Source organism: Allosaccharopolyspora coralli, from assembly GCF_009664835.1.
In the GTDB taxonomy this organism is placed as follows: Bacteria; Actinomycetota; Actinomycetes; order Mycobacteriales; family Pseudonocardiaceae; genus Allosaccharopolyspora; species Allosaccharopolyspora coralli.
On sequence record NZ_CP045929.1, the window covers coordinates 4,445,727 to 4,468,749 of the forward strand.

A 23,023-nucleotide genomic window follows, 5' to 3' on the forward strand; every position below is an offset into this window, starting at 1 on the left:
CCGGACTCGGCCGCATCCAACGCCCGAACCCACCAACCAGCGGAGAGGAGGACGCCATGCCCACAACCCCCGCGCTGCACCTCGTCGGCACTTCCGACAACCAACAGCGTCCACAGACGCGGGCTGGTGCCGAGGTGCTCGACGACGTGGCCACGTTCCTCAGCCGGTTTCTGGTGCTGCCCTCCGAGCACTGCGCGCCGACGATCGCGCTGTGGTTCGCCCACACCCACGCCGCGCACCTGTTCTACGCCACACCCCGGCTGATCCTCGACTCGGCCGAGCCCGGCAGCGGCAAGACCCGCGTGCTCGAAGTCGGCCAATACCTCGTCCGCGAACCCGAAATGACCATCTCCGCCACGACCGCCGCACTGTTCCGCATGGTCAGCGCCGGGCCGATCACGATCCTGTTCGACGAGGTTGACGCTATCTTCAATCCCAAGAACGGCGGCAACTACGAAGACCTCCGCGCCATGCTCAACGCCGGATACAAACGCTCCGCCACGATCGCCCGCTGCGTCGGCGATGCCAAAGCCATGAAGGTCGAACGCTTCCCCGTCTACGCACCCGCCGCCCTCGCGGGAATCGCCGGACACATGCCCGCCACCATCACCACCCGCGCCATCACCATCCACATGCGCAAACGCGCCCCCGACGAACCCGTCGAAGAATTCCTCGAAGAAGACGTCGAAGGCGAAGCCGCGCCGCTGCGCGAGGAACTCGCTGCCTGGACTGAGCAGGCCAGCGAGCGCCTCGCCGGGGCACGACCGGCCATGCCAGCCGGAGTGTTCGACCGCTCCGCCGAAATCTGGAAACCCCTCATTGCCCTCGCCGACCACGCAGGCGGGCACTGGCCCGACACCGCCCGCGCCGCCTGCCAACACTTCGTTCACGCCACCGGAGGAGGCACCCAGTCCCTCGGGGTACGGCTGCTGGCCGACCTCCGGGACCTGTTCACCGCTCGCGGCGTCGATCGGATGACCACTGTGGACATTCTTCCCGCACTGCACGGCCTAGACGAAGCACCGTGGGGCGATCTCTACGGCAAACCCCTCGACCCCCGACGGCTGTCCAAAGAACTCGCCCGCTACGGCGTCGCCTCCAAAAACATCAAGCAACCCGGCGGACACGTCGCCAAGGGCTTCCGCACCGACGGCGAAGACGGACTCGTCGACGCCTGGCGCCGCTACCTGCCGAGTGCCGCTACCAGCGCTACCGACGCTACCGCGCAGGTCACACCGGTAGCGGACGACGAACAGGTGCCGCTACCGGCGCTACCCGACGCCGAGGCAGGTAGCGGCGGTAGCGGCAGCGGAAACTCCTCCGCTACCGCCCTGACCAGGCAAGTAGCGCCAGTAGCGGCAGTAGCGGACAACACCAGCCAACCGAGAACGGAGAACCCGCCCTGACTCCGCCCTCGCACCGACCGACGCCCCACGCACAACCAGCCGGGAGGCCCATCATGGCTCAACGCAGTGGCAACTGGATGACCGTCGCGGAGTTCTGCGAGGAGATGGGGATCGCGCGAACGACCTTCGACGACTGGCGAGCGAAGCAGCGGGCGCCCAAGGCTATCCGCCTACCCAACGGCTCCCTGCGCATCCGCCGCACCGACTTCGAAACCTGGCTCGACACCCTGGAGGACGCCGCATGACCGAGACCACCTACGAAGTCCGAGTCTGGAACATCCGGTACCGCAAGAACGCACATGACAAGGTCACCAGCTACGGGGTCCGTTGGCGCACACGGAACCAGCGCCATTACGTCTCATACGGCACCTACGCACAAGCAGAGAGTTTCCGGTCGGATCTCGTCAGCGCATCGCGCAAAGGCGAAGCGTTCGTCGTCGAGACCGGCATGCCCGTCTCGCTGTCGCGGACCACTACCGAGCGGTCTTGGTTCGAGTTCGCTCGTGAGTACGTCGACATGAAGTGGCGTGACACCTCCCCGGGGCAACGCAAGAGCACGGCCGACTCTCTCGCACCGATCTCCGCAGCCATGCTCTCCACGAACCGGGCGGCACCTGACCGCAGGATTCTCAACAAGGCCTTCCGCAGAGCGTTCAACCCCTCTACCCGAGATGGGGAACACTCACCCGAGGTCAGGAAGGCTCTCAAATGGATCGCTGACCACAGCCGCAGCGTCAGCGACCTCGCCAAACCCGAGGTCCTGCGCGAAGTCCTGGCAGAACTGGACGTCAAGCAGGACGGCAGCCGAGCCGCCTCGGACACTGTCAGACTCCGTCGCACGACGCTCTCGAACGCAATTCGCTACGCGATCGAGCGCAAGCTCCTCACCAGCAACCCCCTACACGAAGTCAAGATCCGGCGGAGCAGCACGACGCTGAAGCAAGTGGACCGACGAGCCGTCGCCAACCCGATCCAAGCTCGCACCTTACTGCGAGCAGTCCACGAGCGCACACCGCGAATGACCGCGTTCTTCGCGCTCATGTACTTCGCCGCCCTACGGCCGGAGGAGGCCACCAACCTGCGCAAACGCAACCTGTCGCTACCCCAAGAGGGCTGGGGCGAGCTGCACCTCGAACGCGCCACGCCCGAGATCGCCCAGGAGTGGACCGACAGCAGGACCGCCAGCGAGGAACGGAGTCTGAAGCACCGTGACGACGACATCGGCCGGATCGTGCCGTGCTCACCCGAGCTCACCGCGTTCCTGCACAATCACCTGAACGCCTACGGAACCGCACCGGACGGTCGGCTGTTCTGGGGCAAGCGGAGCGGTGGACGCCTCTCCAGCACCGTCTACGGACGAGCCTGGGCCAACGCCCGCACGGATGCGTTCACGGAAGAGGTGGCTGCCACTCCGCTGGCCAAGCGTCCGTATGACCTCCGGCACGCGGCTGTGTCGACGTGGCTCAACGCCGGAGTCGAGGCGACACGGGTCGCGGAGTGGGCCGGGCACAGTGTCCACGTCCTGCTCCGCGTCTACGCGAAGTGCCTCGACGGTGGCGAACAGGAGGCTCGTGCGCGGGTCGACCGCGCGCTCCGGTGAACCGTGTCCACGCATTGTCCACAGACGGCCGGGTGAGCCCGGGTAGCTCCGGGTGCGCCCGGGTAGCACGAAAAACAACCCCTGGCCTGTCTTCGCAGGTCAGGGGGTGTTCTCGCTGGTGTGCCAGGTAGAGGATTCGAACCTCTGAAGGCAATGCCGGCTGATTTACAGTCAGCTCCCTTTGGCCGCTCGGGCAACCTGGCTCGAACGCAGGCCTTGTCCGCCTGCGGTGACCAGCTTACATCCCCGGCGCCAACGGAATCGGTCGGGGGCGGTGGCGGTAGCGTGGGCGGACGGAAGCCGACCGAGCAGGGAGGACAGGACGTGGCAGACCCGTCGTTCGATGTGGTGAGCAAGGCTGACCGCCAGGAAGTCGACAACGCGCTGAACCAGGCCGCCAAGGAGCTGGCGAACCGGTTCGACTTCCGGGGCACCAACACGAAGATCAGCTGGGCGGGCGAGGACGCCGTCACCCTCGAATCCGAGACCGAGGAACGCTGCAAGGCTGCCATCGAGGTCTTCAAGGAGAAGATGATCAAGCGTGGCCTGTCGATGAAGTCGCTCGAGATCGGTGAGCCCGCCAGCTCGGGTCAGACCTACAAGGTCACCGGCCAGATCAAGCAGGGCATCGCCCAGGACGTCGCCAAGAAGATCTCCAAGAAGATCCGCGACGAGGGGCCGAAGGGTGTGCAGGCGCAGATCCAGGGCGACCAGCTCCGGGTCTCGGGCAAGAAGAAGGACGACCTGCAGACCGTCATCCAGTTGTTGAAGTCGGCCGACTTCGACGTGGCCCTCCAGTTCGAGAACTTCCGCTGACCACGGGGCGGGCCGCTCGCGGGCGCGTCCCGCGAGTCGGGCACCCGACGGAAGGACACGTGTGAAAGGGATCGTGCTGGCGGGCGGCAGCGGGACGAGGCTGCACCCGATCACGCAGGCCGTCTCCAAACAGCTGCTACCGGTCTACGACAAGCCGATGGTCTACTACCCGCTGTCGGTGCTGATGCTCTCCGGCATCCGGGAAATCCTCGTCATCTCCACCCCGCAAGACCTGCCGCTGTTCCGCCGACTGCTGGGCGACGGCAGCCAGGTCGGCATCGAACTGAGCTACGCCGAACAACCGCAACCGAACGGGCTCGCCGAAGCGTTCGTCATCGGCGCCGACTTCATCGGTGACGACGACGTCGCACTCGTGCTCGGGGACAACATCTTCTACGGGCAGGGATTCTCCCGCGTGCTGCGGGAATCTTCGCGCGGACTCGACGGCTGCATGCTGTTCGGCTACCCGGTGCGCGACCCCGAACGCTACGGCGTCGGGGAGATCGACGCGGACGGCAAACTTCTGTCCATCGAGGAGAAACCCGCGCATCCCAGGTCGAACACGGCGATCACCGGGCTGTACTTCTACGACAACGAGGTCGTCGACATCGCACGCGGCCTGCGCCCGTCCGCGCGCGGCGAACTGGAGATCACCGACGTCAACCTCACCTACATCCGGCGGAACCGGGCGCGGCTGACGGAACTGGGGCGCGGCTTCGCGTGGCTCGACACCGGCACCCACGACTCGCTGCTCGAAGCCGGCCAGTTCGTGCAGGTGCTCGAACATCGCACCGGGGTGCGCATCGCCTGCCTCGAAGAGGTCGCGCTGCGGATGGGCTACATCTCCGCCGACGACTGCTTCGCCCTCGGCGCCAAACTCGTCAAGTCCGGCTACGGCGACTACGTCATGGACGTCGCCCGCGCCGCAGGCGCCACCGGCTGAGCCGCGGGGTGGCAAATTCGCGCGAATTTGCCACCCGGTTGTCCACAGGGGGCGGGGTTGTCCACAGGGGCGTGTGCGGTCTGAAAGTGCATTTCGGAACTGGCTTGTGTGCCCGTCGGGCACGGTCATACGCGAACAGCCTCGGCACGGTGAGGGGCTCCGGCGTTCGGAGTTCGTGCCTCGCAAGGCAGGGGTTCTCGCCGCGTACGGTAGTGGCACTCAAGAGGACCCCAACGCCGCGAGGCACGAACTGGGACGGCGGTACCGGACCCCCATCCAAGTTCCGAAATGCCTCTGAGGCCGGTGGCTCACATCCCCGGGGGGAGTTCGCGGCCGGCCATGCGTTCGAGGCGGCTCACGCGTTCGCCGATCGGAGGGTGCGTCGAGAACAGCTTCGTCATCCGCTCCCCCGGGCGGAACGGGTTCGCGATCATCAGGTGCGACTGCGAGACCAGGCTCGGTTCCGGGGCGAGCGGAGCGCGCTGCGTGCCGCGTTCGAGTTTGCGCAGGGCCGAGGCCAGACCGAGCGGATCACCCGTCAGCTCCGCACCCGAGGCGTCCGCCTGGTACTCCCTGGACCGGCTGACGGCCATCTGCACCACGCCGGCCGCGATCGGGCCGAGCAGCGCGACCAGGATCATCGCGAACGGGTTCGGCCGATTCTCGCCGCTGCCGAACATCCCGAACAGCATGCCGAAGTTCCCGAGGAACGTGACGACGCTCGCGAGCGCTCCCGCGACGCTGGAGATGAGGATGTCGCGGTTGTAGACGTGGGACAGCTCGTGACCGAGGACCGCCCGCAGTTCGCGCTCGTCGAGCAGTTCCAGGATTCCCGTCGTGCAGCACACCGCGGCGTTGCGCGGGTTCCGGCCCGTGGCGAACGCGTTCGGGGCCGCTGTGGGGCTGACGTACAGGCTGGGCATCGGCTGCCGCGCCGAGGTCGCCAGCTCGCGCACGATCCGGTACATCGCGGGCTGCTCGGCCTCCGACACCGGCCTGGCACGCATCGAACGCAACGCCAGCTTCGACGAGTTGAAGTACGCGTAGCCGTTCATGCCGAGCGCGAGCACCAACGCGATGACCAGCCCCATGCGCCCGAAGATCGAACCGACGAGCAGGACCAACGCGCTCATGCCGCCCAGCAGCAAAGCGGTCTTCAGACCATTGAAATGACTGTGCACGTACTCTCGCCTCCGTGCCCCCGACCGATGACCTGTCCCTGTCGAAGGTCACTCGTTCAACGAATCGGCGCGCCCCGGAGTTCCACCGCCGAACGTGGCCGTCACCACCCACACACCCACGACCAGGTGATGTCCGGCCCGTTCGAGCCGCGGTCGGTCAGCTGTGGAGTTCCATCGTGCAGCACTTGTGGGCACCACCGGCCTTGCGGATCTCCGAGAGGTCCACGAACACCGGCTCGTAGCCGCACTCCTCGATCTGCTTCGCCAGCGCCGTCGCCTCGACCGGCAGCAGCACGTGCTTGCCGTCCGAGACCGCGTTGAGGCCGAGGCAGTCGGCGTCGGCGGCACCGACCTTGATCGCGTCGGGGAACAGCCGCTCCAGGACGCGCAGCGAGGACGCCGAGAACGCTTCCGGGTAGTAGGCGATGTGCGGCTGGTCGGCCCGATTGAGCACGAACAGCGCCGTGTTCAGGTGGTAAAAGCGCGGGTCGACGAGCGTCAACGACACGACCGGGACACCGAGCACTTCCTGGGCCTCGGCGTGCGCTTCCGGGACGGTGCGGTAGCCGCTGCCCGCGAGCAGGTACCGCCCGGTCCACACGAAATCACCCTCGGCCTCGTTGACGTACCGGGGCATGACCAGCTCACGGTAGCCGCGTGCGAGGAACCAGCGGCGGAAGTGCTCGGCCTCGGCGGCACGCTCCGGGGCGAAGAACTTCGCCCCGAGGACCCGGCCGTCGATGACGGTGCCGGAGTTGTCCGCGAACACCATGTCGGGCAGACCCGGCTGTGGGTCGACCACCTCCACGGTGTGTCCCAGCCGCTCGTAGGTCGCCTTCAGGTTCTCCCACTGACGCATCGCCTTCGCGGCGTCGACGGGTGAGTCCGGGTCCATCCACGGGTTGATCGAGTACTGGACCGCGAAATGGGTGGGCGGGCACATGACGTAGTGGCGACGCGTGGGCACGCGGGTGGCGCGCTCGGCCTGCGGCACGACGGTAGGGGCGGACATGATTCGAAATGTAATGGCCGTCTGCGTACGCGACAACGGCACAACGTTGCACATTTTGCGGCAGAATGTTGCATATGGACACGTTGGATCAACGAATCATTTCGCGGCTGGTCGCCGACGCGCGCGCGAGCTTCGCCGACATCGGCGCCGCCGTTGGCCTCTCCGCGCCCGCCGTCAAACGCCGTGTCGACAAGCTGCTGGACCTCGGCGTGCTCCAGGGCTTCACGGCCGTCGTCGACCCGGAGGCGCTCGGCTGGGGGACGGAGGCGTTCGTCGAGGTCCACTGCCACGGAAACGTCCCCGCACACCGCATCCGTGGCGGACTCGAACCGCTGCCCGAGGTCGTCGCCGCCTACACCGTCTCCGGGCAGGCCGACGCGATCGTGCACATGCGAGCCGCCGACATCCACCACCTGGAGACGGCGATGGAACGACTGCGGGCGGTCGACTTCGTCAACCGCACCGTCTCCACCGTCGTGCTCTCCCGGCTGCTCGACCGCCCTCCCCCGGCGGACCGCGCCTGAACCACGACGCAACGATCGAAACCAACGCTCAGCCGCGCTCGCGCGGACAGTTCCCCGCCACCTACGCCAAGCCGCCTACGCCGATCGACCACCCGCGGGTTCTCAGCGCCCTCCTCGCGAGGACAGCGTCGACGTGGTGTAGGTCGGCTACTCGATGTCGCCGATCCCGCAGCGAGGAGGGCGCTGAGGTTCCGCCACGAAACCACCCCCGGCAGACCAACCCGCGCAACCTCAGAGTGCATTGGGGAACTGTCCTTGGTGCCCGTAGGGCACGCTCATACGTGCCCAGCCGCAGCAAAGCGAGGGGCTCCGGCGTTCGGAGTTCGTGCCTCGCAAGGCAGGGGTTCTCGCCGCGTACGCCTGGTACTCAAGAGGACCCCAACGCCGCGAGGCACGAACTGGGGCGGCGGTACCGGACCACCCACCCAACTTCCACAACGCCCTCTCAGCTCAAGCTCAGTCGCGGTTGCGGAGCCAGCCGTCCCACGGCTCGAACCCGGCGCGCTCGGCCTCCTCCGCGTCGGCAAACCACACCTCGGCGACGATCCGGTCGTAGTAAGGCGAGTCCGGGGTGTGGTATCGCCTCGACGCGAAGTGGCCCTTGACGACGTCGCCCTCGTTCTTCGGCACGCCCTCGGGGCGCGCGGAGCCCACGGCTTGCTCGGGGGACGCCCCGTCCGACGACCGGGACTTGAGGTTCTGCAGGCCCGGGCGCGGCCCGACACCCGGAGTGCGACGCGGCAGCGGCTCGGCTTCCGGGTCGGGAGTGATCGTGATGCCCGCCGCTTGGACGGCCTCCGCCTCCGTCGGAACCTCGATGCTCGTCGCCTGGGTCGACGACTCCGGCTCGTCGGGTGCGACGGCCTGGTCGGGCTCGCTGTCCTCGACCTCGGGCGGCTTCTGGAACCAGCCGGGCACGCCCTGCTGCCGCTCGGCCGGGGCCGCCGGTACGTCCGGGGTGGGAGGATCGACCGGCGCGACCCGTGCGGTCGACTCCGCGTCGACCGGCTCGAGGCCGCCCACCGTCTCGTCCTCGGAGGTCTCCCGCTCCGGCGTGGGCATCCCGGGTGCCGTTGGCCCCGATTCGAGATCGTCCTCCGGGGACACCGTCGGCCACTCGCCGACACTCCCCCCGAACGTCGGTCGCCGAGTCGCCGAATCGAGGTTCGCGATCGGGATCACCGACGTCTGCGGCTTCTCGTCCACGTCCGCCTGGGAGGTGCGTTCGGTATCCGGTGCTGCGTGCCCGTTGGTGGACGGGGACCACGACTCGGCCGTTTCGTCCCACTCCGGGAGGTCGGTCACGTCCTGGCTCGGCAGCTCGTCGGTACCCGTCCCGCCCAGCCACGGCGGGTCGTCTCGATCCGGGGGAGCCGACTCCGCACCGAACCGCTCGCGTTCGCCCACGTCGACGAACCGCTCGTCCATCGGCTCGAATCGAGTGGCCTCGTTGGCCGGCTCCTCGGGGGCGATCTCGGGAACCAGCGCCCGGCGAGCGAGAGGCTCCTGACGTGCACGCTCCTGCGCGAGCGCGTACTCGAGCCGCGCCGCCCGCGCCCGCGCCGGACGGACCAGCAACAACCACGCGAACGCGACACCCAGCGCGAACGCGAGCAGGCTCCACAACCACACCTGGACAAACAGCCACGTCACGGGCGACGCTCCTCCTCAAGGACCGGGACAGCCCACCACAACCACGGTGCGCGCAGCCCTGAGTATGACGAATCCCCACCGCGTTTCGGGACCGCTGTCGAGATCTGACCCGATCATGTGCCCGCAGCGGTCGGCCGACCACTCAGCGCGTCCGGTCCACCACGTACTCGGCGAGCCGAGCCAACGCGTCCCGCGCGGGGCCGGCAGGCAACAGATCGAGTTCCGCACGAGCGTCGTCGGCGAAGCGGTCCAACGTGCGCCGGGCGCGCGCCATGCCCTCCGACGTCCGGAGCAGCTCCAGCGCCTCGTCGACCTCGTGATCGACGGTGATCGGACCGGAGAGCAACCGGCGCAATCGGCTGTCGGTCTCCTCGCCCGCGAGCGCGTAGAGCATCGGCAACGTCCGCACCCCCTCCCGCAAGTCCGTGCCCGGGGTCTTCCCGGACTCCCGCGCGGGCGAGTCGATGTCGATGATGTCGTCGGAGATCTGGAACCCGATGCCGATGCTCCGGCCGATCCGCTCCAGCGCCCCCACGTGGACCTCGTCGGCACCGGAGAACTCGGCACCGAACCGCCCGGCCGTGGCGATCAACGAGCCCGTCTTCTCGTACACCACGGTCAGGTAGTGCTCGACGGCGTCCTCACCCTCGTCGGCACCGATCGTCTCCCGCATCTGGCCGGTCACCAGCGCCTCGAACGTCCGCGCCATCAGCCGCACGGCGTCCACGCCGAGTTCGGAGACGAGACTGGACGCCTGCGCGAACAGGAAGTCCCCGGTCAGGATCGCGATCGAATTGTCCCACCGGGCGTTGGCGCTGCTCGCGCCGCGCCGCATCGTGGCCTCGTCCATGACGTCGTCGTGGTACAGCGTCGCGAGATGGACCATCTCGACGATGGCCGCCGATTTGATCACGTCCTCGGCGTCGTGGTCACCGAACTGCGCGGCGAGCAACGTGAACAGGGGGCGGAACCGCTTGCCGCCCGCGTCGACGAGATGCAGTGAGGTGCGGGTGGCGAAGTTGTACTCACTGCGCACCGACTCGTGCAGCAGGTTCTCGACCCGCTGCATGCCCTCACCCACGGCGGCGGCGAGCACCGGATCCGAGATGTCGAGTCCCACCGGCACGGCACCGTCGGGCGCCGCACTCGTCGGATCACTGGCCGCGCCAGTCACTGGCCTGCTCACGTCACCGTCGCCTTTGCTCCCGCCGTGCACCGACGGCACTCTAGGACACGAAACCGCCCACGCCGGCCCATTCCAGCGCCAACGTCGGCAGCACGCCCAGCAACAGCGTCACGACCACGCCCAGGGTGATCGCCGCCGTCGTGAACGCACCGGGCACGCTGACGGTCGGACCGTCGGCAGCCGGCTCACTGAAGTACATCAGCACGATGACACGAAGGTAGAAGAACGCCGCAACCGCACTGGCCACCAGCGCGACCACCACCAGCGGTGCCATCCCGTTGGCCATCGCGGCCTCGAAGACCACGAACTTGCCGACGAAACCGCTCGTCATCGGGATACCGGCCAGCGCCAACAACAGGAACGTGAACACCAGCGCGAGCATCGGTGAACGCTTGGCCAGCCCCGCCCACGCCGACAGGTGAGTTGCCTCACCGTCCGAGGTGCGCACCAGGCTGATCACCCCGAAGATCGCGATCGTGGTGAATCCGTACGCCAACAGGTAGAACATGGTGGCCGCCAGGCCACGGTCGGTGAGCGCGATCGTGCCGACCAGCAGGAAGCCCGCGTGCGCCACCGAGGAGTAGGCGATCATGCGCTTGATGTCGCTCTGCGTCAGCCCGAGCACCACGCCGATCACCATCGACGCGATCGCGACCGCCCACAGCACCCCGCGCCACTCCCAGCTCGACGCCTCGAAGGCGACCTGGAAGACGCGCAGGATCCCGCCGAACGCCGCGACCTTGGTGCACGCGGCCATGAATCCGGTCACCGCGGTCGGTGCGCCGTGGTACACGTCCGGGGTCCAGGTGTGGAACGGGCCGACGGAGCCCTTGAACATCAGGCCGATCACGAGCAGCCCGAACCCGGCGAACAGCAGCGTCTCCGACCGGTCCGACCCGGCGGTGGCGTCGGCGATCTCCTGCAGCTTCACCGAACCCGCGTACCCGTACAGCAAGGCCAGTCCGTAGAGGAAGAACGCCGAAGCGAACGCCCCCAGCAGGAAGTACTTCAGCGCCGCTTCCTGCGAGATGAGCCGCTTGCGCTTGGCCAGCCCACACAGCAGGTACAGCGGGAGGCTCAGCACCTCCAGCGCGATGAACATCGTCAGCAGGTCGTTGGCGGCGCAGAAGATCATCATTCCGCCGAGCGAGAACAGCGCCAGCGGGAACACCTCGGTGCGCATTCCCGCGACTCCGGCCCGAGCCCGGTCCATGGCGGCACCGTCCGACGTGCCCGCCGGGTCCGGTTCCGTGATCTTCTCGGCGATGAACGCGCCGCCCGGCTCGATCGACCGGTCCGCGAGCAGCAACATCGCGCCGAGCCCCAACGCGAGCAGCGTGCCCCACAGGAACAGTGCCGGTGCGTCCACGGCGAGCGTGTCCGCCATCGTCGTGACGCCGCGCGGCCCGCCCGAGGCGTAGATCCCGAGCGAGATCCCGGCCACGACGATCGCGCCGATGCTCAGCCCGACCTGCACCGACCACCGCTGGTGCCGTGGCAGGAACGCCTCCACGAGCACGGCCACACACGCCGCACCCAGGATCACCAGGATCGGGGTGATCGCCGCCCAGTCGATCGCCGGTGGCTGCACGTCCTGTGCCAGCAACTCGACGCCCGTACGTGCTGCACCCACTGTCAGTTACCTCCCTGCGAGGTCACGGGGTCGGAGACGCCGACCTCGCTCATCGTTGCCGCGACCGTCGGGTTGATCACGTCCAGCATCGGTTTCGGGTAGATGCCGAGCGCGAGGACGAGGACGATCAGCGGGGCGAGCACGCCGACCTCACGCGGGGTGAGGTCCGCGATCTTCGACTTCCGGGCCCCGTCCGCGAGCGTGGCCGGATCGGTCGCCGCCCCCGGGCCACCGGCGAGGCCGACCAGCGCGTCGCCACGCACCGGGCCCTGCATGAGCTGCTGGTAGAGCCGCAGCACGTAGACGGCGGCGAGCACCAGGCCGAGTGTGGCGACGATGGTGAACACCGGACGCGTCGGGAACGACCCGACCAGCACGAGGAACTCGCTGATGAAGGAGTTCGTGCCCGGCAGCGACAGCGTGCTCAGACCGGCCACCAACAGTGTGCCGGCGAGCACCGGGGTCACCTTGGCCATGCCGCCGTAGTCGGCAATGCGGGTCGAACCGCCACGGGCGATGACCATGCCGATCACGAGGATGAGCATGCCGGTCGCGATGCTGTGGTTGACCATGTACGAGACCGCGCCGACCTGGGCCTGCGAGGTGAACGCGAAGATCCCCAGCGCGATGAACCCGAAGTGCGCGATCGAGACGTAGGCGATGAACCGCTTGAGGTCGCTCTGCCCGAACGCCTGCAGCGACCCGTAGATCACGCCGATCACGCCGAGGGTGAGCACCAGCGGCGCCAGCTGCTGCGCGGCGACCGGGGTCAGCGGCAGGTTGTAGCGCAGGAACCCGAAGGTGCCGACCTTGTCCAGCACACCGACGACGATGACGGCGACACCGATCGGCGCCTGCGACGCGGCGTCCGGCAGCCATGTGTGCACCGGCACCAGCGGCGCCTTGATGGCGAACGCCACGAAGAAGCCGAGGAAGATCCAGATCTGCACGTCGGCGGGTGCGTCGGAGAGGATGCCCGACAGGGTGGCCCAGTCGAACGTTCCGCGGCCGGTCTCCTGCGCGGCGTAGACGTAGGCGCCGATCGCCGAGGCCAGCATGATCAGGCCGCCGAAGAACGAGTACAGGAAGAACTTCATCGCCGCGTACTTGCGCTGTTCACCGCCGTAACCGCCGATGAGGAAGTACATCGGGATCAGCATGATCTCGAACAGGACGTAGAACAGGAACACGTCCGTGGCGGCGAAGACGGCCACCGTCAGCGCCTGCTGGACGAGCAGCAGCGCGAAGAATCCGCTGTGCGAGCGTCCGCGCGGCAGCTTCTCGCCCCAGCTGAAGCCGAGCACCAACGGCATCAGCACCGCGATGACCGCGACCATCACCAGTGCGATGCCGTCGACGCCGAGCGAGAACCGGATGTCGAACGCCGGGATCCACTCGACCGAGCTGACCATCTGCATCCGAGGGCCTGCGGGGTCGTAGACGAACCACGCGGCGGCGGCGAGCGCGACCTCGACGAGCGAGACCGCCAGCGCGGTCCACTTCGCCGCGGACTCGTTGCCGCGCAACAGCCCCACGGCCACCGCACCCAGCAGCGGCAGCAGGATCAGCGCCAGCAGCAGCGTCATCGGATCTCCTCCGAGAGGTCGTTCGAACAAATGCGGCGCGCAGCGCCCAGCACCCCGTTGCGGTTTCGCGCGAACCGGCCACCGTCAGGCAAGCGCCGCAGGCGCTTGCCACCACGCACACCATCGGCACCGCCGCGGGTTCTGCGGGGGTCGTCTCGCGAGGACAGCCCGTTTGTGGCGTCTACTGCTCCAGTGGCGCGGCCGCGCCACAATGGGAGGCGGCGGTCGGGCGACGGGGGGGCTACCCGAAAACGGGCTCCCGCAGCGAGCCGGCCCCCGCAGGTTCCGCCACCCGCACCGCTGAAGACTCGCCCCGTGTCACTGTCCACACTCATGGCATCCCCACTGTGAGTAGGGCGGCGATCAGCACTACACCGCCGGCGAGCATCGACATGGCGTACGAGCGGACGAATCCGGTCTGCCACCGGCGGCCCAGGCGCGAGCTGCCGCCGAGCAACCCGGCGAGGCCGTTGACCGCGCCGTCGACGCCCTTGTCGTCGAACGACACGAGTCCCGTCGTGAGCGCCTTCGTGGGCCGGACCGCGACCGCGTCGTTGATGGCGTTGCCGTAGAGGTCGGCGCGCGCGGCCCGCACGACCGGCGAGACCTTCGCGGGCCGCCGCACGGGGACGGACTTGCGGCCGACGACGAGGTAGGCGACCAGTGCACCGAGCGCCGAAAGCCCGACCGTCAGCACCGCCACCATCGTGTGCGACAGCGGCGCCTCTCCCTCGTTCAACGGGCCGAGCGTGGGCGCCAGGAAGTTCACCAGCCGGTCCCCGGTGGCCAGGAACATGCCCGCCCCGATCGAACCGACCGCGAGCAGGATCATCGGTGCGGTCATCGTCGACGGCGACTCGTGCGGGTGGAACTCCTTGCCGTCCGCGGTGCGCAGGTTCTCCCACCTCTTCTCGCCGAAGAACGTCATGAGCATCAGACGCGTCATGTAGAACGCGGTGATCCCGGCGCCGAGCAACGCAGCGCCGCCGAAGATCCACCCGCGCGCGCCTTCCTGCCCGAACGCCGCGTAGATGATGGCGTCCTTCGAGTAGTAGCCGGACAGGAACGGGAATCCGATCAGGGCGAGGTAGCCGAGCCCGAACGTGACGAACGTGATCGGCAGGTAGCGGTAGAGCCCGCCGTACTTGCGCATGTCGACCTCGTCGTTCATGCCGTGCATGACCGACCCGGCGCCGAGGAACAGCCCGGCCTTGAAGAAGCCGTGCGTGAGCAGGTGCATGATGCCCAGCGCGTACCCGGCAGGCCCGAGACCGACGGCGAGGATCATGTAGCCGATCTGGCTCACCGTCGAGTACGCGAGCACCTTCTTGATGTCGTCGTAGGCGCAGCCGATGACACATCCGACCAGCAACGTCACCGCACCGACGATCGTCACGGCGAGCCTGCCGTCCGCCGAGAGCGTGTAGAGCGGGTTCGCGCGGGCGATGAGGTAGACGCCCGCGGTGACCATCGTCGCCGCGTGGATCAGGGCCGACACCGGGGTCGGGCCTTCCATCGCGTCCGGCAGCCACGCCTGCAGCGGCACCTGACCGGACTTGCCGCACGCACCGAGCAGCAGCAGGAGCGTGATCGCCAGCAGCACGCCGGGAGAAAGCTCTCCGGCGCGGGCGAAGACCTCGGTGTACTGGGTGGTGCCGAGCTCGGCGAAGAGCAGGAAGATCGCCAACGCGAGTCCCACGTCGCCGACGCGGTTCATCACGAACGCCTTCGTCGCCGCCGAGGCCGCCGACGGGCGCTGCTGCCAGAACCCGATGAGCAGGTAGGACGCGAGGCCGACACCTTCCCAGCCGAGGTAGAGGGTCACGAAGCTGTTGCCCAGCACCAGGACGAGCATCGCGGCGACGAACAGGTTCAGGTACGCGAAGAAGCGACGGCGTTCGGTGTTCGCCGCGCCGCTCCTGCCTTCCTGGTCGTGGCCCATGTAGCCGATCGAGTAGAGGTGGATCAGCGACCCCACTCCGGTGATCAGCAGCAGGAACACCAGCGACAGCGGGTCCATCCGCAGCCCGAAGTCGACCTGCAGCGCGTTGACCGGGATCCACGAGAACAGGTGCAGCTCGCGGACCGGGTTCGTGCTCCCGGTGACCGAGGCGAACAGGGCCAGGGCGTAGGCGAACGACCCGAGCACCGTGGCGCACCCGAGCAGGTGCCCCCACGCGTTGGCGCGCTTGCCCGCCACCAGCAGTACTGCCGCGCCGAACAGCGGCAACGCGATCATCAACCACGCGTTGCCCTGAATCGCCCCCTGCGCGGCCTCGACCGGCCCCGCGGTGTCGGCGGCCAGAAACGTCGTCGTCACGCTGGCTCCCTGGTTGTTCATCGGCCTAGTACTTCAGGAGGTTGGCGTCGTCCACAGAGGACGAACGGCGGGTGCGGAAGATCGACATGATGATCGCCAGACCGACCACGACCTCGGCGGCCGCGACGACCATGACGAAGAACGCCATCACCTGACCGGTCACGGTGCCCTCGATGCGGGCGAAGGTGACCAACGAGAGGTTCACCGCGTTGAGCATCAGCTCGATACACATGAACACCACGATCGCGTTGCGTCGCACGAGGACGCCGACCGCGCCGATGCTGAACAGCAGCGCCGACAGCAGCAGGTAGTACGTCGGGGTCACTGCCGGGCCTCCTCGGGTGGCGCGTGTTCGGGACCCGCGCCGTTGCCGTTTCCGTTGCCACCGCCGGTGGGCCGGGACTCGGGCTCGCCGGACTCCTCCGATTCGGTGTCCTCGTCGGAGTCGGTCGCGGTCAGGGAGTGCGGGTCCGGGTCGGCGACCTCGCCGGCGACCGCCTTGCGATCACCGGTGAGCTCGTCCGACGGGGTGTTGTCGAGCAGCTCGGACAACGACTCCGGCGCCACCGAGCCGTCCGGCAGCAGGGCCGGGACCGCGACGGAGTTGGCGGTGGCGAACACGCCCGGCCCGGGCAGCGGCGAAGGCCGGTTGCCCCGGAACCGCGCGTTCGCCTGCTCGCGCTGCGAGAGCCGCACACCCGGGCCCTTCCCGCCGTAGGCGAGCACCATCGCGCCCAAGGAGGCGGTGATGAGCAACGCCGAGGTCAACTCGAACGGGAACAGGTAGTCGGTGAAGATCAACGCGCCGAGTCCGCCTGCCCCGCCGCCCTGCGGGGACCACGGGTCCAGCGGAGCGGCGAACTGCACCTCGGTGAACGCGCGCGCCAGGCCGCTGACCATCAGCAGCGCGAACCCGATCCCGAGCACCGCGGCTGCGAGCCGCTGGCCGCGCAACACCTCGACGACCGAGTCCGACGAGTCGCGTCCGACCATCATGAGCACGAACAGGAACAGCATCATGATCGCGCCGGTGTAGACGATGATCTGGGTGAACCCGAGGAACTGCGCGCTCTGCGCCATGTAGAGCACACCCAGACAGAGCATGGTGACCACCAGCCACAACGCGGAATGCACCGCGTTGCGGGCGAAGACCATGCCGAGGGCTCCGAGCAGGGCCAGCGGCCCCAGGATCCAGAAGACCGTCGCCTCGCCGGTGCCGATGGGGCTCTGGGCGAGCACCGTCGTCCCGGCGAGCACGGGGGTCGCCGTCGTCAAGGACATCACCGCCCGGCCTCCTCGTGCCCGGTCTCCACCGTCTGTCCCTCCGGGACGCCGGTGTTGCGGGCCAGCTGCGGTCCGCGCGCGTAGTAGTCCTGCTCGTCGTCACCGAGACGCATCGGGTGCGGCGGCTGCTCCATGCCGGGCAGCAGCGGCGCCATCAGGTCTTCCTTGGTGTAGATCAGGTTCTGCCGGTTGTCGTCGGCGGTCTCGTACTCGTTGGTCATCGTCAGCGACCGCGTCGGACACGCCTCGATGCACAGTCCGCAGCCGATGCAGCGCAGATAGTTGATCTGGTAGTCGAAGCCGAACCGCTCGCCGGGGGAGTAGCGCTCCTCCTCGGTGTTCGTGCCGCCCTCGACGAAGATCGCGTCCGCCGGGCACGCCCAGGCACACAGCTCGCAGCCGACGCACTTCTCCAGACCATCCGGGTGCCGGTTGAGCTGGTGGCGTCCGTGGAACCGGGGCGCCGGGATCTTCTTGACCTCCGGGTACTCCTCGGTGACGACCTTCTTGAACATCGTCGAGAAGGTCACGCCGAAACCCTTGATCGGATCAAACGTCCCCACGGGGCGCCTCCTGGGTCGTCGTGTCCCCGTCGTCGCCCGGCAGCTCGGAAGCGGCGCCGGTGGCGCCCGCCGAGGTGGCGACCGCGGTGCGGCGGGGTGGTGACTGGGGAACTTCCAGGTCCAGCGGCGGCACGGGATAGCCACCACCGGACAGCGGTGCGGTGGCCTCCGGCTCGGGAGGCTTCTTGTCCGGGATGAGGGCCGTGAGGAACACGAGCAGCACGACCGCTCCGCCCCCGATCCACATGATCTGCGCGGTGCTCACGGTCTCGCTGGTGACCAGGCCGCGCAGCACGATGGCCGCCATGATCCACAGCAGGCTGACCGGCACGAGGACCTTCCAGCCCAGGTTCATGAACTGGTCGTAGCGCATCCGGGGCAGGGTGCCGCGCAGCCACACGAACACGAACAGGAACGACAGCGTCTTGAGCAGGAACCACAACAGCGGCCACCAGCCGGTGTTGAAGTAGTCGTCGCCGACCGTGCTCAGCGGCCACGGGGCCCGCCAGCCGCCGAGGAACAGCGTCGTCGCCAGCGCCGAGACGGTGACCATGTTGATGTACTCGGCGAGGAAGAACAGCGCGAACTTCAGCGACGAGTACTCGGTGTGGAAACCGCCGACGAGCTCCGACTCGGCCTCCGGCAGGTCGAACGGGGCCCGGTTCGTCTCGCCCACCATGGCGATCGCGTAGACGACGAAACTGAACGGTAGCAGCGCGAAGAACCAGCCCTGCGCCTGCGCGTCGACGATCCCCGAGGTCGACATCGTGCCCGCGTAGAGGATCACCGCGATGAACGAGAGACCCATCGCGATCTCGTAGGAGATCACCTGGGCCGCCGACCGCAGCGAGCCCAGCAGCGGGTACGGCGAGCCGGACGCCCACCCGGCGAGGACGATGCCGTAGACGCCGACCGAGGCGCACGCCAGTACGACCAGCAGGCCGACGGGGAGGTCGACGAGCTGCAGCGCGGTCTCCTCGCCGAAGATCGTCACCCGCGGCGCCATCGGGATGACCGAGAACGCCACGAGAGCGGGCGTCGCCGAGATCACCGGGGCCAGGATGTAGACCCACTTGTCCGCGAGCAGCGGCCGGATGTCCTCCTTGAACGCCAGCTTCAGCCCGTCGGCGAGGGACTGCAGGACGCCGAACGGCCCCGCGCGGTTCGGACCGGGCCGGTGCTGCATGCGGCCGATGACCCGGCGTTCCGCCCAGATCGTCAGCAGCGTCATCACGACGAGGAACGCGAAGATCCCGACGACCTTGATCAGGATGAGCCAGATCGGGTCGTCGGCGAGCAGCGTCGCCGTCTCGGTCATGCCCTACCCCCGTCGGTGTCGGTGTCGCCCTCGGGGCCCGTCGTCCGCTCGTGCGGGGCGGTGCCGCCCTGGACTGCGGCACCGGCCGGGTTCTCGGTGTGCGCCAGTTCGTCCGGCGCGTGGTGCCCGTTCGTCTCGGCGGGTGTCAGTGCCGCCGCCACCGCGAGGCCGACCACGTCGCCGTGCACCGCACCCAGCGCCCGTCGCACCCGGGATCCGCCGGAGTTCTCCGGAATCCACACGACCGCGTCCGGCATCTCGTCGAACTCGACGTCGAGACTGATCGTCCCGGAGCCGGAGCTCACGGCGGCCCGGTCGCCCGCCGTGAGGCCGACGTCGCGCGCGGTGCGCCGCGACATCCGCGCGACCACCGGCCGCGCGGTGCCCGCCAGCGCAGGCTCGCCGTCCTGCATGGAGCCGTTGTCGAGAAGCTGGTGCCACGTCGACAGAACCGCTTTGCCGGTCCCGGGGGCGGGCTCCCGCCGCGCGGCGACGTCCGGTGCCGCCGGACGCGGGCCGGTGTGTGCCCCGAGGCGGCCGAACTCGCCCGCCGCCGCGGCCGGGGTCTGGGTGAACAGGTCGATGTCCATCTCGACCGCGAGGGTGTCGAGCACCCGGCAGTCCGAGAGCGAACCGGGGGCGTCGATGGTCTGCGGGAACTCCCGGGAACGGCCCTCCCAGTTGAGGTACGTCCCGGACTTCTCGACGGCGGGCGCGATCGGCAGCACCACGTCGGCGTGCTCGGTGGCCGCCGTGGGGCGCATCTCCAGACTCACCACGAACCCGACGCGCTCCAGCGCACGGTCGGCGCGAGCCGGGTCCGGCAGGTCGTGCGGATCGACACCGCCGAGAACCAACGCCGACAGGGCACCACGCTCGGCTGCCTCGAGGATGCCCGTCAGGTCGCGACCGGGGTTCGCAGGCAGCGACCCGCTGTCGAGGCCCCAGGCCTGCTCGATCTCGTTGCGTGCCGCGACGTCACCCACGGGACGGCCTCCCGGCAGCAGCGTCGGCAACGCTCCGGCCTCGATCGCGCCTCGCTCCCCGGCGCGGCGGGGGACCCACGCCACCCGGGCGCCGGTCCGCTCGGCGAAGCGCAACGCCGCCGACAGCAGTCCGGGAACGGTCGCGGCGCGCTCCCCGAGCAACAGCACCGCGCCCGGCTGTCGGGTCGCATCGTCCACTTCGGACGGAAGGTCGGCGAGCGCGGCGGCCTCTCCGCCCGGCAGGCAGGGAATCAGTCCGCCGGTGTGCAGGGTCGAGCCGGGTCCTGCGATCTCGGTGGTCTTCTCGACGCCCGGTGAGTTCCACTGCCCCAGGTGCCAGACCAACGTGTCACGGTCGCGTGCCGCCTTGCGCAGCCGCAGGAAGACGATCGGCGACTCCTCCTCCGGCTCGAACGCGGCGCACACCACCGCCGGTGCGGCTTCGAGGTCGGCGTAGGTCACCCCGCCGGAGTCCGGTGTCGTTCCGACCACAGTGGACCCGAGGAACGCGAGCTCCTCGTCCGAGTGCGGACGGGCACGGAAGTCGATGTCGTGGGTTCGCGCCGCCACACGGGCGAACTTCGAGTACGCGTAGGCGTCCTCGAGCGTCAACCGGCCGCCGGGCAGCACTCCGACACCGTTGCCGTCACGCGCGGCGACGAGGCCGTCGGCGGCCACCCGCAGCGCCTCGGTCCAGGACGACGGACGCAACTCACCGCTGTCGGCGTCCCGCACCATCGGGCGGGTGAAGCGGTCCGAGGCGGTGGCGTAGGTGAACGCGAACCGTCCCTTGTCACAGTTCCATTCCTCGTTGACGTCGGGGTCGTCGCCTGCGAGGCGACGCATCACCTTGCCGCGCCGCCAGTCCGTGCGCGTGGCACAACCCGACGAACAGTGTTCGCACACACCGGGAGTCGACACCAGGTCGAACGGCCGGGACCGGAACCGGTACGCCGAACTCGTCAACGCACCCACCGGGCAGATCTGGATGGTGTTGCCCGAGAAGTACGACTGGAACGGCTGCTGCTCGCCGATCCCGATCTGCTGCACCGCGCCGCGTTCCAGCAGTTCGATGAACGGGTCGCCCGCGACCTGCTTGGAGAACCGGGTGCAGCGCTGGCACAGCACGCACCGTTCCCGGTCCAGCAGCACCTGCGAGGAGATCGACACCGGCTTCGCAAACGTGCGCTTGTGGTCGTGGAACCGGGAATCGGCCCGCCCGTGCTTGAGCGCCTGGTTCTGCAACGGGCACTCACCGCCCTTGTCGCAGATCGGGCAGTCCAGCGGGTGGTTGATGAGCAGCAGCTCCATCACGCCCTGCTGCGCCTTGTCCGCCACCGCCGAGGTCTTCTGGGTGTTGACGACCATTCCGTCGGCCACGGTGATCGTGCACGAAGCCTGCGGCTTCGGCATCGGCCTGCCGTTCATCTCGACCTCGACCAGGCACTGCCTGCACGCGCCCGCCGGATCGAGCAACGGGTGGTCGCAGAACCGCGGAATCACGGTGCCGATCCGCTCGGCGGTGCGGATGAGCAGCTCGCCCTTCGGAGCGTCGACCTCCACGCCGTCGATCGTCAGCCGGACATGCCCCTCCGGAACCGGACGCTGCTCGGTGTCCTGGGCTTTCGATTCGGGTGCCACCGTCATCGGGCCGCTCCAACCAATGCCGGGTCCCCGGCAGTCTCATCGGCGTTCGTGCCTGCGTTCTTCCGGCACAGTGCGAGGAACTCCTCGCGGAAGTACTTGATGCCGCTGGTGATCGGGCTGACCGCACCGTCGCCGAGCGCGCAGAACGACCGGCCGAGCACGTTGTCGCAGACGTCGAGGAGCGTGTCGATGTCCTCCTCGGTGCCGTTGCCGTCGACCATGCGCTCCAGCACCTGCGCCAGCCAGAACGTGCCCTCCCGGCAGGGAGTGCACTTGCCGCAGGACTCGTGCTCGTAGAACTGCGTCCACTTCATCACCGCCCACGGCACCGACACGGTCTCGTTGAAGACCTGCACGGCCGTGGTTCCCAGCATCGACCCGGCCTCGGCCGCGCCCTCGAAATCCAGTGGCACGTCGAGGTGCTCGGCGGTGAACAGCGGAGTGGACGAACCCCCCGGCGTCCAGAACTTCAGCGGCACGCCGTCCTTCATGCCGCCCGCGAGTTCCAGCAGCTGCCGCAGCGTCGTCCCCAGCGGCGCCTCGTACTGGCCGGGGCGCTCCACGTGCCCGGAGATCGAGTAGATCTTCGGTCCCGGCGACTTCTCGCTGCCCATCCGGCGGAACCAGTCCGAGCCGCCGTTGACGATGAACGGCACCGACGCGATCGTCTCGACGTTGTTCACCGTCGTCGGGCACGCGTACAGCCCGGCGGCGGCCGGGAACGGCGGCTTGAGCCGGGGCTGGCCCCGCTTACCCTCGAGCGAGTCCAGCAGCGCCGTCTCCTCGCCGCAGATGTAGGCACCGGCACCGGCGTGCACCACGACGTCGCAGTCGAAGCCGGACCCGAGAATGTCCTCGCCCAGATAGCCGGCGTCGTAGGCCTCCCGCACCGCGGCGTGCAACCGGCGAATGCAGTGCAGCGCCTCGCCCCGCACGTAGATCGCCGAGAAGTGCGACCGCATCGCGTAGCAGGCGATGATCACACCCTCGACGAGTGAGTGCGGGTCCGCCATCATCAGCGGAATGTCCTTGCAGGTTCCGGGTTCTCCCTCGTCGGCGTTGATGACGAGGTAGTGCGGCCTGGCGGTGCGGCCGTCCGCGTTCTCCTTCGGCATGAAGCCCCACTTCACGCCGGCCGGGAACCCGGCGCCACCGCGGCCGCGCAGTCCCGATGCCTTCACCAGCTCGATGATCTGGTCCGGGTGCGCCTGCAGAGCCTTGCGCAGTGCGGTGTAGCCCTCCAGCTGCTCGTAGGTCTCGAGCGTCCAGGAGTTCGGGGACAGCCAGCGCTTCGTCAGCACCGGAGTCACCGGATCGACGTCCCGTTCACCGGGCCGGGAGACAGTTGCGTCGGTCATGGCCACC

Annotated in this window: 19 protein-coding genes and 1 tRNA gene; 6 read left to right on the forward strand and 14 right to left on the reverse strand. The window is 68.6% G+C overall.

Going from position 1 to position 23,023, the window contains the following annotated elements:
* Positions 1-56: 56 nt before the first annotated feature.
* The 3 genes from GIY23_RS20675 to GIY23_RS20685 are packed head-to-tail and all read left to right on the forward strand — an operon-like array spanning position 57 to position 3,006.
* Entirely contained in the window at positions 57-1,406 is a 1,350-nt protein-coding gene (locus GIY23_RS20675; RefSeq protein ID WP_154078183.1) for a DUF3631 domain-containing protein, read from the forward strand.
* Between the two features lie 53 nt (positions 1,407-1,459).
* Positions 1,460-1,651, forward strand: a complete 192-nt coding sequence (locus GIY23_RS20680) for a helix-turn-helix transcriptional regulator (RefSeq protein ID WP_154078184.1) — start codon at positions 1,460-1,462, stop codon at positions 1,649-1,651.
* Positions 1,648-3,006, forward strand: a complete 1,359-nt coding sequence (locus tag GIY23_RS20685) for a tyrosine-type recombinase/integrase (protein ID WP_154078185.1) — start codon at positions 1,648-1,650, stop codon at positions 3,004-3,006. Before GIY23_RS20680 ends, GIY23_RS20685 begins: the two co-directional genes overlap by 4 nt.
* A gap of 121 nt (positions 3,007-3,127) precedes the next feature.
* Here the strand turns inward: GIY23_RS20685 and GIY23_RS20690 are convergent.
* Positions 3,128-3,209 (reverse strand) — tRNA-Tyr (locus GIY23_RS20690).
* Between the two features lie 121 nt (positions 3,210-3,330).
* On the opposite strand from GIY23_RS20690, the gene GIY23_RS22720 reads away from it, so the two are divergent.
* Positions 3,331-3,822: a YajQ family cyclic di-GMP-binding protein gene (locus GIY23_RS22720; protein WP_187351952.1), complete on the forward strand. Its 492-nt coding sequence runs from the start codon at positions 3,331-3,333 to the stop codon at positions 3,820-3,822.
* Positions 3,823-3,883: 61 nt separating this feature from the next.
* A complete protein-coding gene (gene rfbA, locus GIY23_RS20700; RefSeq protein WP_154078187.1) occupies positions 3,884-4,765 on the forward strand; it encodes a glucose-1-phosphate thymidylyltransferase RfbA in 882 nt (293 codons plus the stop codon).
* A gap of 308 nt (positions 4,766-5,073) precedes the next feature.
* Here the strand turns inward: rfbA and htpX are convergent, their stop codons facing one another.
* Positions 5,074-5,946, reverse strand: coding sequence for a zinc metalloprotease HtpX (gene htpX, locus GIY23_RS20705; protein ID WP_154078188.1), 873 nt, complete (start codon positions 5,944-5,946; stop codon positions 5,074-5,076).
* Between the two features lie 157 nt (positions 5,947-6,103).
* Positions 6,104-6,958, reverse strand: coding sequence for a dimethylargininase (gene ddaH, locus GIY23_RS20710; protein WP_154078189.1), 855 nt, complete (start codon positions 6,956-6,958; stop codon positions 6,104-6,106).
* 74 nt (positions 6,959-7,032) lie between these two features.
* Between ddaH and GIY23_RS20715 the strand changes: the two genes are divergently transcribed.
* Positions 7,033-7,482, forward strand: a complete 450-nt coding sequence (locus GIY23_RS20715) for an Lrp/AsnC family transcriptional regulator (protein WP_187351953.1) — start codon at positions 7,033-7,035, stop codon at positions 7,480-7,482.
* Positions 7,483-7,938: 456 nt separating this feature from the next.
* On the opposite strand, the gene GIY23_RS20720 is transcribed toward GIY23_RS20715, so the two are convergent.
* The 11 genes from GIY23_RS20720 to nuoF all read right to left on the reverse strand — a co-directional run bounded on the left by GIY23_RS20720 (position 7,939) and on the right by nuoF (position 23,016).
* Entirely contained in the window at positions 7,939-9,135 is a 1,197-nt protein-coding gene (locus GIY23_RS20720; protein ID WP_154078191.1) for a sunset domain-containing protein, read from the reverse strand.
* Positions 9,136-9,277: 142 nt separating this feature from the next.
* Positions 9,278-10,321 carry a polyprenyl synthetase family protein gene (locus tag GIY23_RS20725; RefSeq protein ID WP_407646791.1) on the reverse strand — a complete coding sequence of 348 codons (1,044 nt, stop codon included), beginning with the start codon at positions 10,319-10,321 and terminating at the stop codon, positions 9,278-9,280.
* Between the two features lie 40 nt (positions 10,322-10,361).
* Positions 10,362-11,924, reverse strand: coding sequence for an NADH-quinone oxidoreductase subunit NuoN (nuoN, locus tag GIY23_RS20730; RefSeq protein ID WP_187352200.1), 1,563 nt, complete (start codon positions 11,922-11,924; stop codon positions 10,362-10,364).
* A 32-nt stretch (positions 11,925-11,956) separates the two neighbouring features.
* Positions 11,957-13,540 carry an NADH-quinone oxidoreductase subunit M gene (locus GIY23_RS20735; protein WP_154078192.1) on the reverse strand — a complete coding sequence of 528 codons (1,584 nt, stop codon included), beginning with the start codon at positions 13,538-13,540 and terminating at the stop codon, positions 11,957-11,959.
* 331 nt (positions 13,541-13,871) lie between these two features.
* A complete protein-coding gene (gene nuoL, locus GIY23_RS20740) occupies positions 13,872-15,779 on the reverse strand; it encodes an NADH-quinone oxidoreductase subunit L (protein ID WP_228717748.1) in 1,908 nt (635 codons plus the stop codon).
* Between the two features lie 106 nt (positions 15,780-15,885).
* Entirely contained in the window at positions 15,886-16,185 is a 300-nt protein-coding gene (nuoK, locus tag GIY23_RS20745; RefSeq protein WP_154078194.1) for an NADH-quinone oxidoreductase subunit NuoK, read from the reverse strand.
* Complete coding sequence (locus GIY23_RS20750) at positions 16,182-17,141, reverse strand: NADH-quinone oxidoreductase subunit J (RefSeq protein WP_154078195.1); 960 nt, start codon at positions 17,139-17,141, stop codon at positions 16,182-16,184. Before GIY23_RS20750 ends, nuoK begins: the two co-directional genes overlap by 4 nt.
* A complete protein-coding gene (gene nuoI, locus GIY23_RS20755; protein ID WP_154078196.1) occupies positions 17,141-17,707 on the reverse strand; it encodes an NADH-quinone oxidoreductase subunit NuoI in 567 nt (188 codons plus the stop codon). The genes GIY23_RS20750 and nuoI overlap by 1 nt, the downstream gene beginning before the upstream one ends.
* Positions 17,694-19,025, reverse strand: coding sequence for an NADH-quinone oxidoreductase subunit NuoH (gene nuoH / locus GIY23_RS20760; RefSeq protein WP_154078197.1), 1,332 nt, complete (start codon positions 19,023-19,025; stop codon positions 17,694-17,696). Before nuoH ends, nuoI begins: the two co-directional genes overlap by 14 nt.
* Positions 19,022-21,658 carry an NADH-quinone oxidoreductase subunit G gene (locus GIY23_RS20765; protein ID WP_154078198.1) on the reverse strand — a complete coding sequence of 879 codons (2,637 nt, stop codon included), beginning with the start codon at positions 21,656-21,658 and terminating at the stop codon, positions 19,022-19,024. Before GIY23_RS20765 ends, nuoH begins: the two co-directional genes overlap by 4 nt.
* Entirely contained in the window at positions 21,655-23,016 is a 1,362-nt protein-coding gene (gene nuoF / locus GIY23_RS20770) for an NADH-quinone oxidoreductase subunit NuoF (protein WP_154078199.1), read from the reverse strand. The genes GIY23_RS20765 and nuoF overlap by 4 nt, the downstream gene beginning before the upstream one ends.
* Between the last annotated feature and the right edge of the window lie 7 nt (positions 23,017-23,023).

Excerpts from the sequence above, each read along its gene's own strand:
- nuoL (WP_228717748.1), bottom strand. The coding sequence starts at position 15,779 with ATGATCGCGTTGCCGCTGTTCGGCGCGGCAGTACTGCTGGTGGCGGGC.
- GIY23_RS20685 (WP_154078185.1), top strand. The coding sequence starts at position 1,648 with ATGACCGAGACCACCTACGAAGTCCGAGTCTGGAACATCCGGTACCGC.
- nuoF (WP_154078199.1), bottom strand. The coding sequence starts at position 23,016 with ATGACCGACGCAACTGTCTCCCGGCCCGGTGAACGGGACGTCGATCCG.
- GIY23_RS20675 (WP_154078183.1), top strand. The coding sequence starts at position 57 with ATGCCCACAACCCCCGCGCTGCACCTCGTCGGCACTTCCGACAACCAA.
- GIY23_RS20680 (WP_154078184.1), top strand. The coding sequence starts at position 1,460 with ATGGCTCAACGCAGTGGCAACTGGATGACCGTCGCGGAGTTCTGCGAG.
- nuoH (WP_154078197.1), bottom strand. The coding sequence starts at position 19,025 with ATGACCGAGACGGCGACGCTGCTCGCCGACGACCCGATCTGGCTCATC.
- GIY23_RS20715 (WP_187351953.1), top strand. The coding sequence starts at position 7,033 with ATGGACACGTTGGATCAACGAATCATTTCGCGGCTGGTCGCCGACGCG.
- GIY23_RS20735 (WP_154078192.1), bottom strand. The coding sequence starts at position 13,540 with ATGACGCTGCTGCTGGCGCTGATCCTGCTGCCGCTGCTGGGTGCGGTG.
- GIY23_RS20765 (WP_154078198.1), bottom strand. The coding sequence starts at position 21,658 with ATGACGGTGGCACCCGAATCGAAAGCCCAGGACACCGAGCAGCGTCCG.
- GIY23_RS20750 (WP_154078195.1), bottom strand. The coding sequence starts at position 17,141 with ATGTCCTTGACGACGGCGACCCCCGTGCTCGCCGGGACGACGGTGCTC.
- ddaH (WP_154078189.1), bottom strand. The coding sequence starts at position 6,958 with ATGTCCGCCCCTACCGTCGTGCCGCAGGCCGAGCGCGCCACCCGCGTG.